17 protein-coding genes are annotated in these 15,466 nt (G+C 54.8%); 14 read left to right on the top strand and 3 right to left on the bottom strand.

The features are described 5' to 3' along the window. Nucleotides 1-58 precede the first annotated feature (58 nt). Nucleotides 59-388 carry an acid-activated periplasmic chaperone HdeB gene (gene hdeB / locus OGW44_RS02490; RefSeq protein ID WP_003019999.1) on the bottom strand — a complete coding sequence of 110 codons (330 nt, stop codon included), beginning with the start codon at nucleotides 386-388 and terminating at the stop codon, nucleotides 59-61. Between the two features lie 400 nt (nucleotides 389-788). Between hdeB and OGW44_RS02485 the strand changes: the two genes are divergently transcribed. Genes OGW44_RS02485 through OGW44_RS02455 form a run of 7 tightly spaced genes read left to right on the top strand, consistent with a single transcriptional unit; the run spans nucleotide 789 to nucleotide 7,706 of the window. Next, nucleotides 789-1,655, top strand: coding sequence for a MurR/RpiR family transcriptional regulator (locus OGW44_RS02485; protein WP_016156533.1), 867 nt, complete (start codon nucleotides 789-791; stop codon nucleotides 1,653-1,655). A 14-nt stretch (nucleotides 1,656-1,669) separates the two neighbouring features. Then, nucleotides 1,670-2,257: a D-alanyl-D-alanine dipeptidase gene (ddpX, locus tag OGW44_RS02480; RefSeq protein ID WP_016156534.1), complete on the top strand. Its 588-nt coding sequence runs from the start codon at nucleotides 1,670-1,672 to the stop codon at nucleotides 2,255-2,257. A gap of 15 nt (nucleotides 2,258-2,272) precedes the next feature. Next, nucleotides 2,273-3,835, top strand: a complete 1,563-nt coding sequence (locus OGW44_RS02475; RefSeq protein WP_185654610.1) for an ABC transporter substrate-binding protein — start codon at nucleotides 2,273-2,275, stop codon at nucleotides 3,833-3,835. 44 nt (nucleotides 3,836-3,879) lie between these two features. Continuing rightward, nucleotides 3,880-4,902, top strand: coding sequence for an ABC transporter permease (locus OGW44_RS02470; RefSeq protein ID WP_016153091.1), 1,023 nt, complete (start codon nucleotides 3,880-3,882; stop codon nucleotides 4,900-4,902). After that, entirely contained in the window at nucleotides 4,899-5,795 is an 897-nt protein-coding gene (gene ddpC, locus OGW44_RS02465) for a D,D-dipeptide ABC transporter permease (protein WP_016156536.1), read from the top strand. The genes OGW44_RS02470 and ddpC overlap by 4 nt, the downstream gene beginning before the upstream one ends. Then, nucleotides 5,792-6,778: an ABC transporter ATP-binding protein gene (locus OGW44_RS02460; RefSeq protein ID WP_101700661.1), complete on the top strand. Its 987-nt coding sequence runs from the start codon at nucleotides 5,792-5,794 to the stop codon at nucleotides 6,776-6,778. The genes ddpC and OGW44_RS02460 overlap by 4 nt, the downstream gene beginning before the upstream one ends. Continuing rightward, the gene (locus tag OGW44_RS02455) at nucleotides 6,771-7,706 is read left to right on the top strand and encodes an ABC transporter ATP-binding protein (RefSeq protein ID WP_016156538.1); all 936 of its coding nucleotides are present in this window, start codon (nucleotides 6,771-6,773) and stop codon (nucleotides 7,704-7,706) included. Before OGW44_RS02460 ends, OGW44_RS02455 begins: the two co-directional genes overlap by 8 nt. A gap of 28 nt (nucleotides 7,707-7,734) precedes the next feature. On the opposite strand, the gene OGW44_RS02450 is transcribed toward OGW44_RS02455, so the two are convergent. Continuing rightward, entirely contained in the window at nucleotides 7,735-8,625 is an 891-nt protein-coding gene (locus tag OGW44_RS02450; RefSeq protein WP_016153095.1) for a LysR family transcriptional regulator, read from the bottom strand. 142 nt (nucleotides 8,626-8,767) lie between these two features. Between OGW44_RS02450 and OGW44_RS02445 the strand changes: the two genes are divergently transcribed. Genes OGW44_RS02445 through OGW44_RS02420 form a run of 6 tightly spaced genes read left to right on the top strand, consistent with a single transcriptional unit; the run spans nucleotide 8,768 to nucleotide 14,484 of the window. Then, on the top strand, nucleotides 8,768-9,475 hold the full coding sequence (locus OGW44_RS02445; protein WP_016153096.1) for a CoA transferase subunit A: 708 nt from the start codon (nucleotides 8,768-8,770) through the stop codon (nucleotides 9,473-9,475). Between the two features lie 2 nt (nucleotides 9,476-9,477). Then, entirely contained in the window at nucleotides 9,478-10,134 is a 657-nt protein-coding gene (locus OGW44_RS02440; RefSeq protein WP_016153097.1) for a CoA transferase subunit B, read from the top strand. A 10-nt stretch (nucleotides 10,135-10,144) separates the two neighbouring features. Beyond that, entirely contained in the window at nucleotides 10,145-11,350 is a 1,206-nt protein-coding gene (locus tag OGW44_RS02435; RefSeq protein ID WP_185654611.1) for an acetyl-CoA C-acetyltransferase, read from the top strand. After that, entirely contained in the window at nucleotides 11,340-12,263 is a 924-nt protein-coding gene (locus OGW44_RS02430) for a 3-hydroxyacyl-CoA dehydrogenase family protein (RefSeq protein ID WP_185654612.1), read from the top strand. Before OGW44_RS02435 ends, OGW44_RS02430 begins: the two co-directional genes overlap by 11 nt. A 44-nt stretch (nucleotides 12,264-12,307) precedes the next feature. Then, nucleotides 12,308-13,702 carry a GntP family permease gene (locus tag OGW44_RS02425; protein WP_196615732.1) on the top strand — a complete coding sequence of 465 codons (1,395 nt, stop codon included), beginning with the start codon at nucleotides 12,308-12,310 and terminating at the stop codon, nucleotides 13,700-13,702. A gap of 11 nt (nucleotides 13,703-13,713) precedes the next feature. Further along, nucleotides 13,714-14,484, top strand: coding sequence for a 3-hydroxybutyrate dehydrogenase (locus OGW44_RS02420; RefSeq protein WP_065554443.1), 771 nt, complete (start codon nucleotides 13,714-13,716; stop codon nucleotides 14,482-14,484). Nucleotides 14,485-14,531: 47 nt separating this feature from the next. Here the strand turns inward: OGW44_RS02420 and OGW44_RS02415 are convergent, their stop codons facing one another. Further along, the gene (locus tag OGW44_RS02415; protein ID WP_016156542.1) at nucleotides 14,532-14,963 is read right to left on the bottom strand and encodes an OsmC family protein; all 432 of its coding nucleotides are present in this window, start codon (nucleotides 14,961-14,963) and stop codon (nucleotides 14,532-14,534) included. Between the two features lie 227 nt (nucleotides 14,964-15,190). On the opposite strand from OGW44_RS02415, the gene sra reads away from it, so the two are divergent. Continuing rightward, nucleotides 15,191-15,331 (top strand): stationary-phase-induced ribosome-associated protein, encoded by a 141-nt coding sequence (sra, locus tag OGW44_RS02410; RefSeq protein WP_016153103.1) that lies wholly within the window; start codon nucleotides 15,191-15,193, stop codon nucleotides 15,329-15,331. Nucleotides 15,332-15,466: the final 135 nt, after the last annotated feature.

Here is a 15,466-nt window from a genome sequence, read left to right as displayed (position 1 = left end):
ACATTGTCACAAATAGCAAAACCCAGCACTTTGGCTGGGTTTTAATAATGACTTAATCTTATTTGGATAATTCTTTTTTGATTTCGTCTTTTATTTTGCTTAATTCGCTCTGCGGATGTTTTTTACAAAGTTCAACGGTCAGAGGAACTGCAGTCGTCACGGTTTCGTTATAGTCTACGTAATCGCCACCCTTGAAATCTTCATCTTCATTGAGCACCCAGAAAGCCACCGGGGCCATAGTTTGCGGGTTCAAATCAATAAACTCCTGGCAATTCATGCCTTTTGGAGTCACTTCAGTTTTAGCGTTATCAGTTGCTGCATTGACGCTGACACTGGTTAACAGCGCTGCGACCAGAATACCTGCTGTAGAAAGGGAGAATTTATTCATTGTAGTACTCCATTTATAATATAAATAATATCTACACTTGCGCTTCAAACCGTTAATGTAGTTCGCAAAAAATAATACCCCTAACGTCATAAGAATAAAGATTGCCACCATTGATATGGCTGAAATTTATATTTCACATTACTGATTCTGATGTCTGGGCGTAAAACGTGGCCACAATGTGATCGTTCCGACGAAATCAGCAGATTCATACCCCTCTTCCCCTGTCGCTGCACCAAAACTGAACTACGCTGCACAAATGTTGATCATTAGTTAACGGATATGGGCTGATTTTTAACAAAAATGGTCAGCGTGCCGCTGTTACCAACATGGCACGCGTCCTGCATTGTTAATTTGCTAACAGTGAACCGTACTCTGACAAACAATTAACAGCGAGAAGGTAATGACAGCGAAACCGGAGTTATTTACCCGCATAGAGCAGACCTTTAGCCAACTGACGCCCAGCGAAAAGCGCGTGGCCGGGTGGCTGTTAGCCCATGCTGTGCAGATCCCTTTTGAAACCGCGGATGGTATTGCTAAAGCGACCGGAACCAGCGGCATTACCGTTGGACGCTATCTGCGTAAACTGGGCTTTCGCAATCTGGAAGATGCAAAAGCCAGCCTGCGGGAGCTACCCGTCGTCGCCTATCAACCCTGGGGGATGAACGAGCGGCTGGACTCCTGGCACCAGCAACAAAGCCTGCCAGATCGCGCGCAGCAGTCGCTGTTACTGGAAATCGACGCCATTACCTATGTCTATCAACTCGCGCAAGGCGAAACGTTTTTACGCATAGCGCAGCGGCTGGCGCATGCGGAAGCCGTGTATATCCTTGGGATCCAGTCCACCCGCGGGATCGCTAACGCCTTTTTCAGTCACCTGGAATACCTGCGGCCTAAAGTCAGCTACTCCGAAGGTCTTTCCGGCAGTTGGGTCGAGTCGCTGAATTCAGGATTCACCCAGCCTTACGTGGTGATCACCGATATGCGCGCCTATTCCGCTATCTCGCGACAATATTGCCGCGTTGCCACAGAACGCTGCATTCCGCTGGCGTTAATCACCGATGTGTGGTGCCCGTGGGCCAGAGACTATTCCATTGACTTACTTCAGGTGAAAACTGACACCGGACATTTCTGGGACTCACTGGCTCCGGTGAGTTGTCTGTTCAACTTATTACTCTCTGCGGTGGTGGCACAACTGGGTGACTCCCTCGCAGAACGCCTGCAAACCAATCGCCAGTTACAACAACAATTTGGTCAATTCGAACAATAAACAGGAAACGTGCTATGTCAGAAACCCCAGAACTGGTCGATCTGTCGGTGATATTCCCGTCGCTGCATATCGATCTTAAATACGCTACGGCAGACAACATTACCGGCGCCCCTATCTACCGGGAAGCTCGTTGCCTGTTGCACACCGAGGCGGTCACTGCGCTGGCGAAAAGCATCAGTATTGCGCAACTGGCGGGCCTGAAACTTGTGGTATACGACGCGTATCGCCCGCAGCAGGCGCAGGCGGTGCTGTGGAATGCGTGTCCAGATCCTCAGTATGTTGTTGATGTGGCGATAGGATCCAATCACAGCCGCGGGACGGCCATTGACGTTACGCTAATGGACGATCGTGGCAATCTTCTCGATATGGGCGCGGGCTTTGATGAGATGCACGACCGTTCCCATGCCTGGCACCCTTCTGTTCCTCCGGCTGCGCAGCGCAACCGCCTGCTGCTCAATGCCATTATGTTTGGCGGCGGTTTTGTCGGTATCACCAGCGAGTGGTGGCATTTTGAATTACCTGATGCCGCCCGCTATCCACTGCTTGACGATCAGATAGATTGTTACACTGTCACACCCATAACAACACAACATTCCCTTTAATTCTGGAGCCTGGTTATGAAGACTACACTTGCGTTAAAAGCGTTTTTTCGCCCCGCTCTGATAGCCGTTGCGCTGGCGTTTGCCCTGCCCGCTGCGCAGGCCGCCGTTCCCAAAGATATGCTGGTGATCGGCAAAGCTGCCGATCCGCAGACGCTCGATCCCGCCGTGACCATCGATAACAACGACTGGACGGTCACCTATCCCTCTTATCAGCGGCTGGTTCAGTACAAAACGGATGGCGGTAAAGGCTCCACGGAAGTTGAAGGCGATTTGGCCAGCGGCTGGAAGGCCTCTGACGACCAGAAAGAGTGGACGTTTATCCTGAAAAACGATGCCAAATTCGCCGACGGAACGCCGGTGACGGCTGATGCGGTAAAGCAATCTTTTGAACGCTTGCTCAAAATCGGCCAGGGGCCTGCAGAAGCGTTCCCGAAAGATCTGAAGGTTGAGGCTATCGATAACAATACGGTGAAGTTTACCCTCAGCCAGCCATTTGCGCCGTTCCTGTATACGCTGGCCAATGACGGGGCTTCAATTATTAACCCGGCCGTCTTAAAAGAGCATTCCGCAGACGATGCCCGCGGATTCCTGGCGCAGAATACGGCAGGCTCCGGTCCCTTCATGCTCAAAAGCTGGCAAAAGGGACAGCAGTTGGTGCTGGTTCCTAACCCATATTATGCCGGTGCAAAACCGGCGTTTAAGCGGGTTTCGGTAAAAATCATCGGTGAAAGCGCCTCTCGCCGTCTGCAATTGTCGCGGGGTGATATCGACATTGCCGATGCGCTTCCGGTTGACCAGCTTGCCGCCTTAAAACAGGAAGGCAAAGTTAACGTGGCGGATTATCCCTCGTTGCGCGTGACCTATCTGTATCTGAATAACAGTAAAGCGCCGCTCAATCAGGTGGATTTACGCCGCGCTATCTCGTGGGCCACCGATTATAAAGGCATGGTAAACGGGATCCTGAGCGGCAACGGTAAGCAAATGCGGGGTCCGATCCCTGAAGGCATGTGGGGTTTTGACGACAAGGCCATGCAGTACAGTTTCGATGAAGCCAAAGCGAAAGCGGCGTGGGAGAAAGTTGCCTCCAAACCTGACAGCCTGAGCTTCCTGTACTCGGATAATGACCCCAACTGGGAACCTATCGCGCTCGCGACCCAGGCAAGCCTTGGCAAACTGGGCATTAAGGTGAAGCTGGAAAAACTGGCGAACGCCACCATGCGTGACCGCGTGGGCAAAGGAGATTACGACATTGCCATTGGCAATTGGAGCCCAGATTTCGCCGATCCGTACATGTTTATGAACTACTGGTTTGAGTCAGATAAGAAAGGCTTGCCGGGTAACCGTTCGTTCTATGAAAACGGTGAGGTCGATAAGTTGCTGCGTAGCGCGCTGGCCACGACCGATCAGGTTGCCAGAACCAATGACTACCAGCAGGCGCAAACTATCGTGATTGATGAAGCCGCCTACGTCTATTTATTCCAGAAAAACTATCAGTTGGCGATGAACAAAGACGTCAAAGGATTTGTATTCAACCCCATGCTGGAACAGGTCTTCAATATCTCCACCATGAGTAAATAAGCCACGTTAATGCGGAGCCGCTCTGGCTCCGCAAGGGGAAGCTAATGACGTTCTGGAGCATTTTACGCCAGCGATGCTGGGGACTTATTCTGGTGGTTATCGGTGTTTGCGTAATCACTTTTATTATTTCGCACCTGATACCTGGCGACCCCGCGCGGCTATTGGCAGGCGATCGCGCCAGTGATGAAATTGTCGAAAATATTCGCCAACAGTTGGGGCTGAACCAGCCGCTGTATGTCCAGTTTTTTCGCTATGTCAGCGACATTTTTCACGGCGATTTAGGCACCTCTATTCGCACCGGACGTCCGGTGCTGGATGAGCTGCGCATCTTCTTCCCGGCCACCCTTGAGCTGGCTTTCTGCTCCTTGTTGCTGGCGCTGGTTATCGGTATTCCTTTGGGCATTTTATCTGCGGTCTGGCGCAACCGCTGGCTTGATCACCTCGTTCGTCTGATGGCGATCACCGGTATCTCCACGCCAGCATTCTGGCTGGGGCTGGGGGTTATCGTGCTGTTTTATGGTCATCTGCAAATTTTACCCGGCGGTGGACGTTTAGACGACTGGCTGGATCCGCCAACTCACGTCACCGGGTTCTATCTGATTGATGCACTGCTGGAAGGCAATGGCGAAGTCTTTTTCAATGCGCTTCAGCATCTGATCCTGCCATCACTGACGCTGGCCTTTGTGCACCTGGGGATCGTTGCCCGTCAGATTCGCTCCGCCATGCTGGAGCAACTGAGTGAAGATTACATTCGCACCGCTCGCGCCAGCGGGTTGCCGGGCTGGTACATCGTGCTGTGTTACGCGTTGCCAAATGCGCTTATCCCCTCGATAACCGTTCTCGGCCTGGCATTGGGCGATCTGCTCTACGGTGCGGTGCTGACTGAAACGGTCTTCGCCTGGCCGGGAATGGGTGCCTGGGTGGTGACGTCGATTCAGGCGCTCGACTTCCCGGCGGTAATGGGATTTGCCGTGGTGGTCTCTTTCGCCTATGTGCTGGTTAACCTGGTGGTGGATTTACTCTACTTGTGGATCGATCCACGAATTGGACGCGGAGACGCACAATGATGCTCACACAAGAAACGCCAGCCGCGCCTCAGACAACACGCCGTCGCACGGACTGGGCTAAACTGTTCTGGATGATGAAAAGCAGCCCGCTGACGCTGGTTGGCGGGGTCATCATTGTGTTGATACTGCTGCTGATGGTGCTGTCGCCGTGGATAACCCCTCACGACCCTAATGCCATCAATTTGAGTGCGCGCCTGCTGCCCCCGTCAGCCGCTCACTGGTTTGGTACCGATGAAGTCGGCCGCGATCTGTTCAGCCGCGTTCTGGTGGGTAGCCAACAATCGGTCGTTGCGGGGCTGGTCGTGGTGGGTATCGCCGGGGGATTGGGTTCGCTGCTGGGCTGTTTGTCTGGCGTCATGGGCGGACGCGCCGATGCAATTATTATGCGAATAATGGACATTATGCTGTCCATTCCCTCGCTGGTGCTGACGATGGCGCTGGCCGCCGCGTTGGGTCCAAGCCTGTTTAACGCCATGCTGGCGATTGCTATCGTACGTATTCCGTTTTATGTACGCCTCGCACGCGGTCAAACGTTAGTAGTGCGCCAGTTTACCTATGTGCAGGCGGCGCGGACCTACGGCGCATCACGCTGGCATCTGATTAGCTGGCACATTTTACGTAACTCTCTGCCCCCGCTAATTGTGCAAGCGTCGCTGGATATCGGCAGTGCGATCCTGATGGCCGCTACGCTCGGATTTATCGGTCTGGGCGCACAGCAACCCAGCGCTGAATGGGGAGCGATGGTCGCAATAGGCCGTAACTATGTGCTTGATCAGTGGTGGTATTGCGCTTTCCCCGGCGCCGCCATTCTGATTACCGCCGTGGGCTTTAATCTCTTTGGCGATGGTATTCGCGATCTGCTTGACCCGAAAGCCGGAGGAAAACAGTCATGACACAACCCGTGCTGGAAATCGAAGATTTGCATTTGAGTTTTCCCGGCTATAAAGCTGACGTGCATGCGCTTAACCATGTATCGCTGCATATTAACCGCGGAGAAATCGTTGGGGTGGTTGGTGAGTCCGGTTCCGGTAAGTCCGTGACGGCCATGCTCACCATGCGTCTGCTGCCGGAAGGCAGTTATCATATCCACCAGGGACGCGTTTCGCTGCTGGGGGAAGATGTGCTCAATGCCAGCGAGAAGCAAATGCGCCAATGGCGCGGCGCACGCGTAGCGATGATCTTTCAGGAACCCATGACGGCGCTGAATCCGACCCGACGCATCGGTCAGCAAATGGTGGAAGTTATCCGCCATCATCAGGCGTTAAGCCGCACGGATGCCCGTCAGAAAGCTATCGCTTTACTCCAGGAGATGCAAATCCCGGACGCGGCGGAAGTCATGAAGCGTTTCCCGTTTGAGCTTTCCGGCGGGATGCGCCAGCGCGTAATGATAGCGCTGGCCTTTTCGTGTGAACCGGAGCTTATTATTGCCGATGAACCGACCACCGCTCTGGACGTCACGGTGCAACTGCAGGTGCTGCGTTTGCTGAAGTTAAAAGCGCGAGCCAGCGGGACAGCCGTGTTATTTATCAGCCATGATATGGCGGTGGTTTCACAGTTATGCGACCGGTTGTACGTCATGTATGCCGGAAGCGTGATTGAGAGTGGCCCAACGCAAACCGTTATTCAACGCCCGACGCATCCCTATTCCATTGGTCTGCTGAAATGCGCGCCGGAACACGGCGAGCCGCGCGCATTGCTGCCCGCCATTCCCGGCACCGTGCCGAACTTAACCTGCTTACCGACGGGATGCGCGTTTCGCGAGCGCTGCTTTGCCGCTGGCCCCCGTTGTGAAGAAACACCTGCGTTACGCAGTCAGGGAGGCGGGGATCAACAATCTGCCTGCTGGTATCCGCAACTGGAGACAATACATGTCTGATTTTTTACTGGCGCTGCAGAATGTTCATGTCAACTTCCCTGCGCGTAAAAACTGGCTCGGCAAGGTAACGGAACGGGTGCATGCCCTCAATGGTCTGGATTTACAGATCCGTCAGGGGGAAACGCTGGGGATTGTTGGTGAGTCCGGTTGTGGAAAAAGTACGCTGGCGCAACTGCTGATGGGGATGCTGAAACCCAGTCAGGGCAACTATGCGCGCCGTGGTGACAAGCAGCATACCGGTATGCAAATGGTCTTTCAGGATCCCCTTTCATCGCTGGATCCGCGCTTACCGGTATGGCGGATTATCACCGAACCGGTGTGGATCCAAAAACGTCCTGCAGAACGTGAGCGCCGTATGCTTGCTGAAGATTTGGCGCGACAAGTGGGAATTCGTCCTGAATATCTCGACCGCCTGCCGCATGCGTTTTCCGGTGGACAGCGCCAGCGTATTGCCATCGCCCGGGCGTTGTCATCAGAGCCGGACGTGATTGTGCTCGATGAACCTACTTCGGCGCTGGATATCTCCGTGCAGGCGCAAATTCTCAATCTGCTGGTGTCATTGCAGGCGCGCAGAAACCTGACCTACGTGCTGATCTCGCACAACGTGTCGGTGGTCCGCCATATGAGCGACCGCGTGGCGGTGATGTACCTCGGGCAAATTGTTGAGCTGGGCGATGCGCAGCAGGTACTCACGCAGCCCGCCCATCCCTACACGCGATTATTGCTGGATTCGGTCCCTAAAACGGGAGCACCGCTGGCGGAGGATTTGGTGTTACGGAAAACCGAACTACCGGGGAACCGAACGCTGCCCCAGGGTTGTTTTTTCCGTGACAGGTGCCCACTGGCAACCAGCGGCTGTGAGAAGAAACAGGCATTGCTGAAAAGTGATAGTGGTGGTGAAGTTCGCTGCTGGCGGGCGGTTGCATGAGCTGAACGGTTGGCGTATTGCGTGAGAGTCAGGTGCAATACGCCTTTTTCAGGGAATCCACCAGCACTTCAGAAGCGGTAGATAACTTATGATGCGCCGAACGCAAAACGCCGATCCGACGCTGGATCACCGGCGTATCCAGATCGATACAGGTTGCGCCCAGCTCTGTCATTTGCGTGCGGCACAATGCGGGCACGGCGCTGCCGCCCAGTCCGCTCGCCACCAGGCGACCAACCGTCACCAGTTGATGGCTCTCCAGCGCCACTTCCAGCGTATGCCCACTTTGCACCAGCTGTTCTTCCAGCATCAGGCGCACGGCGGAAGGACGTTGCAGGGTGATAAAATCCAGCGTCAGTAATTCGCGCCACGCAATACGATCCCGGCCCGCCAGTTTGCATGTCGGCGGAACAATCGCGATAAAACGATCCACGCCGAGCGGGGTGAAATGCAGATGCCCTGAAGAGTCCGGCTCAAAGGCGATGCCCATCTCCACCCGCCCTTCACTGACCATCTCAATCACTTGTTCGTTAATGACGTCATGTACCGTTACGTTGATCCCGGAGTAGGAATCACGAAACGTTTTCAGTACCGATGGCAGGACGTTAGCGGCGAATGAGGGCATGGCGGCAATAGAAATTTTCCCGCGCTGCAGCGTAAAGCGTTGGCGCATTGCCTCTTCCGTATTCTCCCAGTCCGCCAGCAGCTGTCGCCCCATGTTGAGCAGCGTTTCTCCCTCCTGCGTCAGGGTCACTTTGCGGGTGGTTCTCAACAGTAACGCCCCGCCCAGTGAATCCTCCAGTCCTTTAATCGCCAGGCTTAAAGCGGGTTGCGACATATTCAGTCTTTCACTGGCATGAGCAAAATTCAGAGTGTGAGCTACCGCTAAAAACGCGCGTAACTGTTTGATGCTCATTCCCATTTCTCATTCCTTTAACTTGTTGAATACCTTTAATTAACATTAAATTGATAAAAAAACCCAATGAGTGAGTCACAAATTTAAAATTAACAAATCATTTTTCACCCCCAATGATGTCGGCAAGGACAACAGGAGGGGCAAGTATATGGCTGGACTGGATAAACGGGTTGCCACCTATCAAGAGGCGCTGGAAGGACTGACCGATAACATGACGCTGCTGGCGGGCGGTTTTGGCTTATGTGGGATCCCTGAGAACCTGATTGCCGAAGTACGCCGTCGGGAGGTTCAGGGGCTTACGGTTGTGTCAAACAACTGCGGCGTGGATGGTTTTGGCCTTGGCGTTCTGCTGGAAACGCGCCAGGTACGCAAAGTGGTCGCATCTTATGTAGGTGAAAACGCCCTGTTTGAGCAGCAGGTTCTCAGCGGTGAACTGGAAGCTATCCTGACGCCGCAAGGCACGCTGGCTGAGCAGTTGCGCGCGGGCGGCGCGGGGATCCCGGCATTCTTTACCGCGACCGGATACGGAACCCCGGTCGCGCAAGGGAAAGAAGTTCGCGAGTTTGCCGGACGCCCTTACATCTTAGAGCAGGCGATAACCGGTGATTTTGCGTTGGTTAAAGGCTGGAAAGCCGACTGGTACGGCAACGTTATTTATCGCCACACCGCACAAAATTTTAATCCGCTGATGGCTGCCGCTGGGCGTATTACCGTCGTGGAAGTTGAAGAAATTGTCCCTCCTGGAGAGCTGGACCCCGCCGCAATTCACACCCCCGGAATTTACGTTAACCGCATTATCCAGGGGCAGTTTGAAAAACGTATTGAACAACGCACCCTGCGCCAGAAAGGAGCCTGACCATGTTAACGCGTGAACAAATGGCGATGCGTGTCGCCCGCGAGCTGCGAGACGGTTATTACGTCAACCTTGGGATTGGTATTCCTACTCTGGTGGCCAACTACATTCCTGAAGGCATGGACGTAATGCTGCAATCGGAAAACGGCTTGCTGGGTATGGGCCCGTTTCCCACGGAAGACGAAATTGATGCTGACATGATCAACGCCGGGAAACAGACCGTGACGGCGCGCAAAGGCGCGGCAATCTTCGACTCGGCGCAATCCTTCGCCATGATCCGCGGCGGTCACGTCGACCTGACGGTGCTCGGCGCGTTTGAAGTGGATGTTAACGGCAATATCGCCTCATGGATGATCCCCGGAAAAATGGTGAAAGGCATGGGCGGCGCGATGGATTTGGTTGCCGGAGCCGACAACATCATCGTGGTGATGACGCATGCCTCTAAAAGCGGCGAGTCAAAGCTGCTTCCCGCCTGCACCCTGCCGCTGACCGGCGTGGCCTGTATTAAACGCGTGCTTACCGATCTGGCGCTGCTGGAGATTGCCGATGGGGCGTTCATTCTGCGCGAGCGAGCGCCGGGTATCAGCGTGGATGAGATAGTCGCCAGAACCGCCGGCAAGCTGATCGTTCCCGAAAATGTCCCCGAAATGCACTTTAGCTGAGGAGCTGACCATGCAGGATGTTGTTATTGTCGCGGCAACGCGCACCCCAATTGGCAGTTTTCATGGCGCGCTGGCGCCGCTTTCCGCGGTTGAACTAGGTTCAGTGGTGATCCGTTCGCTGCTGGGAAAAACCGCCGTGGCACCTGAGCAAATTGATGAAGTGATCTTCGGCCAGGTTCTGACGGCAGGCTGCGGCCAGAACCCTGCCAGGCAAACGGCGTTACGCGCAGGACTGCCGGTCACCACGCCCGCGTTAACCCTTAATCTGGTGTGCGGCTCGGGCATGAAGGCGGTGCATCAGGCGGTCCAGGCGATTCGCTGCGGCGATGCGCAAATTGTGATTGCCGGTGGGCAGGAGAGCATGAGTAATGCGCCCTATTTCCTCGACGGCGCCCGGGCGGGACTGCGGCTCGGTCATGCCAGCATGAAAGACAGCGTGGTGCATGACGGTCTGTGGGATGCGTTTAACGACTATCACATGGGGATTACCGCGGAAAATCTGGCGGATAAGTTCGTGATCGGTCGCGAGCAGCAGGACGCCTTTGCCCTGCGCTCACAGCAAAAAGCGGCCGCCGCCATTGAAGCCGGTCGTTTTAGCGCGGAAATCACGCCAGTCAGCGTCCCGCAGGGCAAAAAACCGCCGCGTGTCGTGGATCATGACGAACAGCCTCGTCCGGATACGCAGGCTGAAAAGCTGGCGCAGCTCAAACCAGTGTTTCGCCCAGGTAACGGCACGGTGACCGCAGGGAATGCCTCTTCAATCAACGATGGCGCCGCCGCGGTGATGTTGATGAGCGCCGCCAAAGCAGCAGAACTCAATCTGCCGGTTCTTGCCAGAGTGGCGGGCTACGCTGTCTCCGGCGTCGACCCTGCGATTATGGGCATTGGGCCGGTAGAGGCATCACTTCAGTGCCTGAAGCGAGCTGGCTGGACGTTGAATGATGTCGATCTCATTGAAGCCAACGAAGCCTTTGCCGCGCAAGCGCTGGCGGTTGGCGAATCCCTGAACTGGGACAGCGATCGGGTGAACGTAAACGGCGGCGCGATTGCGCTGGGCCATCCCATTGGGGCGTCAGGTTGCCGAATTCTGGTGACTTTGCTGCACGAAATGGCCCGCCGTAACGCCGCCAAAGGGCTGGCTACGCTGTGCGTAGGCGGCGGTCAGGGGGTGGCGCTGGCGGTTGAGCGCCCGCAGGAGGTATCTCATGAAAAGTAAGCATATCTGCGTACTGGGCGCGGGTTTAATGGGTGTCGGTATTGCCACCCACTTCGTCCGTTATGGTCACGATGTCTGGCTGTACGACACCGATAGCAACCGTATTGCAGACATTGGCGCAGTTGCCAGCGGTATTCTGGATGAACTGATTGCCACCGAACAGTTTCCTAAAAACGACAAAGAACAGGCTGTGAGTCGTCTGCATGGTACTGCCTCGCTGCACGATATTGCCGCGTGCGGGTTACTGATCGAAGCCATCCCGGAGCGACTCGATCTCAAGCACGCGTTGTATGCACAACTGGAAGCACTGATCGCGCCTGAGGCCGTCATTGCCAGTAACACCAGCGGCCTGCCGCCGGATGCGCTGGCAGAAAAGCTCGCCCATCCTGAGCGGTTGTTAATCGCCCATTTCTGGCACCCGCCGCATTTTATTCCACTGGTTGAGATTGTACCCGGCACGGCCACGAAGCCGGAATATCTGCAGGAACTGCAACAGCTGCTGCTTTCGATGCAGCTTGAAGCCGTCGTGCTCGACCGCGCCGCGCCGGGGTTTGTCGGTAATCGCCTGCAGTTCGCTCTGCTGCGTGAAGCGTTGCATATCGTAAAAAGCGGGATCGCCAGCGCAGAGGTGGTGGATCAGGTAATGCGCGCCTCGCTCGGTCGCCGCTATGCGATGGTCGGTCCGCTGGAGGCGGCGGATATGACCGGACTTTCTACGGTACAGGACATTTGTCGGCATCTGCTACCGGAGCTGGCAACCGGGAGCGACATGATGTCTCTGGTCGCTGACAAGGTTGCTAACGGTGATACCGGTTTGCGCAGCGGTCAGGGATTTTATCGCTGGGATGATTCGCGCAAGGAATATATCCAGCAACGCAGAGAGCATCAGCTGCGCTTTGCCCTGAAACCGTAACTTCTCTTTCTGTACCCCCACTATAACAATGATATTGAGGAGTCATGATGAGTGTATTAATCGCCCTGGCAGCGTTGGGCCTGCTGATGCTGGCAGCCTATCGCGGATATAGCGTCATCCTGTTTGCCCCCATCGCGGCATTAGGTGCTGTATTGCTCACTGAACCCAGCGCCGTCGGCCCTGCCTTCACCGGCCTGTTTATGGAAAAAATGGTCGGTTTTGTGAAGCTTTACTTCCCGGTGTTCTTACTGGGCGCTGTGTTTGGCAAGTTAATCGAGTTATCGGGTTTTTCTCGCTCCATCGTTGCCGCCGCCATCAACATTCTCGGGCGTCGTCACGCCATCCCTGTGATTGTGCTGGTGTGTGCACTGTTGACCTACGGCGGCGTATCGTTGTTCGTGGTGGCATTTGCGGTGTATCCGTTTGCGGCGGAGCTGTTCCGTCAGAGTAATATTCCGAAGCGCCTGATCCCAGCCACCGTTGCGCTGGGCGCGTTTTCCTTCACCATGGACGCTCTGCCAGGCACGCCGCAGATCCAGAACATTATTCCGACCAGCTTCTTTGGAACTAACGCCTGGGCCGCGCCCTGGCTGGGTTTGATCGGCTCTCTGTTTATCATCGTTGTCGGTCTGGTTTATCTCGAGCGCCAGCGTCGTAAAGCGCAGGCAAAGAATGAAGGGTACGGCACTGAACTGTTAAACGAGCCGGAAACGCCGGATAACATTAACCTGCCGAACCCGATAATTGCTATCTCTCCGCTGATCCTGGTTGGCGTTTTTAACCTACTATTTACCCACTGGATCCCGCAATGGTATGGCGCTACGCATCAACTGGAACTTCCGGGCCTTGCCAAACCGATTACCACCGAAGTCGGTAAAATCACCGCTATCTGGGCGGTAGAAGCGGCGCTGATTTCTGGGATCCTGCTGGTGGTGCTCTTCGGCTATCGCAACATTAAAGGTCGCCTGGCGGAAGGGAGCCGAACGGCGGTTGGCGGCGCGATCCTCGCAGCCATGAACACCGCATCAGAATACGGTTTTGGCGCAGTGATCGCCGCCCTGCCAGGTTTCCTCGTGCTGTCAAAAGCGCTGGCGGCCATTCCCGACCCGCTGCTCAATGAGGCTATCAGCATCACTACGCTTGCCGGGATCACCGGTTCAGCGTCTGGCGGGATGAGTATTGCCCTCGCCGCCATGTCTGACACTTTTATTGCCGCCGCCCATGCCGCCAATATTCCCCTCGAGGTCTTCCACCGCGTGGCGTCAATGGCCAGTGGTGGTATGGATACCCTGCCACATAACGGTGCGGTCATTACCCTGCTGGCCATAACCGGTCTTAGCCATCGTCAGGCGTACGGCGGGATATTCGCCATTACCGTAATTAAAAGCCTGGCCGTGCTGTTTGTTATCGGCGTCTTCTACACCACCGGAATTGTTTAAGGAGAATCATCATGAACTTAACGGGAAAAACCGCTCTGGTTACCGGCTCTACCAGCGGTATTGGATTAGGCATCGCACAGGTGCTGGCGCAAGCGGGCGCTACCCTGATCCTTAACGGATTTGGTGATGTGGAAGCCGCCAAAGATGCCATTGCGCAGTATGGCAAAACGCCGGGCTATCATGGCGCGGACCTGAGCAATGAAGCGCAAATTGCCGACATGATGCGCTATGCCGATAGCGAATTTGGCGGTGTGGATATTCTGGTCAACAATGCCGGGATCCAGCATGTTTCACCGGTGGAGACCTTCCCGGTTGATAAATGGAACGCGATTATCGCCATTAACCTCTCTTCTGTCTTTCACACCACGCGCCTGGCGCTTCCCGGCATGCGTACGCGTAACTGGGGACGCATCATCAATATCGCTTCTGTTCATGGCCTGGTGGCCTCAAAAGAGAAATCCGCCTATGTGGCGGCGAAGCACGGCGTGGTGGGATTAACCAAAACCATTGCGCTGGAGACCGCGCAGACGGGTATTACCTGCAATGCGCTGTGCCCCGGTTGGGTGCTTACGCCGTTGGTCCAGCAGCAAATCGATAAACGTATTGCCGAAGGCGCTGAGCCTGACGCTGCGCGTGACGCCCTGCTGGCGGAAAAACAGCCGTCGCGCGAATTCGTCACGCCGCAACAGTTGGGTGAGCTTGCGCTATTTTTGTGCTCAGACGGGGCGTCGCAGGTGCGTGGCGTGGCGTGGAATATGGATGGCGGCTGGGTGGCGCAATAAAGACATCTGGTGCCGGATAAGACCCCGTCGCATCCGGCACACCATCTTTACGATTTTAACTGATAATCCAGCGTGATTTCCGCGTTCAGTACCTGTGATACCGGGCAGCCGGCTTTTGCTTTCTGGATGATGCCGTCAAACGTGGCGGCATCTATCCCCGGGACGCTCACCTGACTGTGTAGCGCGACTTTGGTGATAGCAAATCCGGCATCCACTTTATCCAGAGAAACATCGGCAGTGGTATCAATGGCATCTGGGGTAAAACCCGCTTCGCCCAGCATGAGCGAAAGCGCCATTGAGAAGCAGGCTGCATGCGCCGCGCCAATCAACTCTTCAGGATTGGTGCCTTTCGCCCCTTCAAATCGGGTATTAAACCCATACGGTTGCTGATTCAACACCCCACTTTCGGTCGATACGGTACCTTTACCGTGCTTAATGTCGCCTTCCCAGTGTGCCTGACCTTTCTTATGGATAGTCATTACCGTTCTCCTGTGTTGTCGTTGGAGTTACAAGTATAGGACGGCTGAGAAAAAGCATGGCACATACGGGATAGTTCTCATTTGCCGCTTAAGCATTGACCTTTCAGCTTAAATGACCGACCATCCAGAAAGCCGCTATTTTCAACATCGGCTTTCTATCAGGTTGTATTTCGTCCGTTCTCATACGGACTCGCCCTTGAAACCAGTAACAGGATTAAGGAGTTAGAATGAAATCGAACCGTCAGGCCCGTCATATTCTCGGACTGGACCACAAAATCTCAAATCAACGTAAAGTCGTGACCGAAGGTGACAAAACCAACGTGGTCAATAATCCTACCGGAAGAAAGCGCCGCGCTGACGCCAAATAGCCTTTCGCACGTCTGACTGAATAACGAGATAAACACCATTGCAACCGCAGTGGTGTTTTTGCTTATAAAACCCCTTAACCCATTCACAATGCTTTATACTTCGGCCGTTTCCCTGGCGGACAGGCCACATACGAT

It is taken from the genome of Citrobacter sp. Cb023, from assembly GCF_030336805.1.
Lineage (GTDB): Bacteria > Pseudomonadota > Gammaproteobacteria > Enterobacterales > Enterobacteriaceae > Citrobacter > Citrobacter braakii.
This window is presented reverse-complemented; position numbering and strand designations above follow the sequence as displayed.

Bases quoted from the DNA above. Each gene is read 5' to 3' on its own strand.
- OGW44_RS02485 (WP_016156533.1), top strand. From the start codon at position 789: ATGACAGCGAAACCGGAGTTATTTACCCGCATAGAGCAGACCTTTAGC.
- OGW44_RS02445 (WP_016153096.1), top strand. From the start codon at position 8,768: ATGGCTGGACTGGATAAACGGGTTGCCACCTATCAAGAGGCGCTGGAA.
- OGW44_RS02470 (WP_016153091.1), top strand. From the start codon at position 3,880: ATGACGTTCTGGAGCATTTTACGCCAGCGATGCTGGGGACTTATTCTG.
- OGW44_RS02460 (WP_101700661.1), top strand. From the start codon at position 5,792: ATGACACAACCCGTGCTGGAAATCGAAGATTTGCATTTGAGTTTTCCC.
- ddpX (WP_016156534.1), top strand. From the start codon at position 1,670: ATGTCAGAAACCCCAGAACTGGTCGATCTGTCGGTGATATTCCCGTCG.
- OGW44_RS02425 (WP_196615732.1), top strand. From the start codon at position 12,308: ATGATGAGTGTATTAATCGCCCTGGCAGCGTTGGGCCTGCTGATGCTG.
- ddpC (WP_016156536.1), top strand. From the start codon at position 4,899: ATGATGCTCACACAAGAAACGCCAGCCGCGCCTCAGACAACACGCCGT.
- sra (WP_016153103.1), top strand. From the start codon at position 15,191: ATGAAATCGAACCGTCAGGCCCGTCATATTCTCGGACTGGACCACAAA.
- OGW44_RS02440 (WP_016153097.1), top strand. From the start codon at position 9,478: ATGTTAACGCGTGAACAAATGGCGATGCGTGTCGCCCGCGAGCTGCGA.
- OGW44_RS02420 (WP_065554443.1), top strand. From the start codon at position 13,714: ATGAACTTAACGGGAAAAACCGCTCTGGTTACCGGCTCTACCAGCGGT.
- OGW44_RS02455 (WP_016156538.1), top strand. From the start codon at position 6,771: ATGTCTGATTTTTTACTGGCGCTGCAGAATGTTCATGTCAACTTCCCT.
- OGW44_RS02435 (WP_185654611.1), top strand. From the start codon at position 10,145: ATGCAGGATGTTGTTATTGTCGCGGCAACGCGCACCCCAATTGGCAGT.
- OGW44_RS02450 (WP_016153095.1), bottom strand. From the start codon at position 8,625: ATGGGAATGAGCATCAAACAGTTACGCGCGTTTTTAGCGGTAGCTCAC.
- OGW44_RS02415 (WP_016156542.1), bottom strand. From the start codon at position 14,963: ATGACTATCCATAAGAAAGGTCAGGCACACTGGGAAGGCGACATTAAG.
- hdeB (WP_003019999.1), bottom strand. From the start codon at position 388: ATGAATAAATTCTCCCTTTCTACAGCAGGTATTCTGGTCGCAGCGCTG.
- OGW44_RS02430 (WP_185654612.1), top strand. From the start codon at position 11,340: ATGAAAAGTAAGCATATCTGCGTACTGGGCGCGGGTTTAATGGGTGTC.
- OGW44_RS02475 (WP_185654610.1), top strand. From the start codon at position 2,273: ATGAAGACTACACTTGCGTTAAAAGCGTTTTTTCGCCCCGCTCTGATA.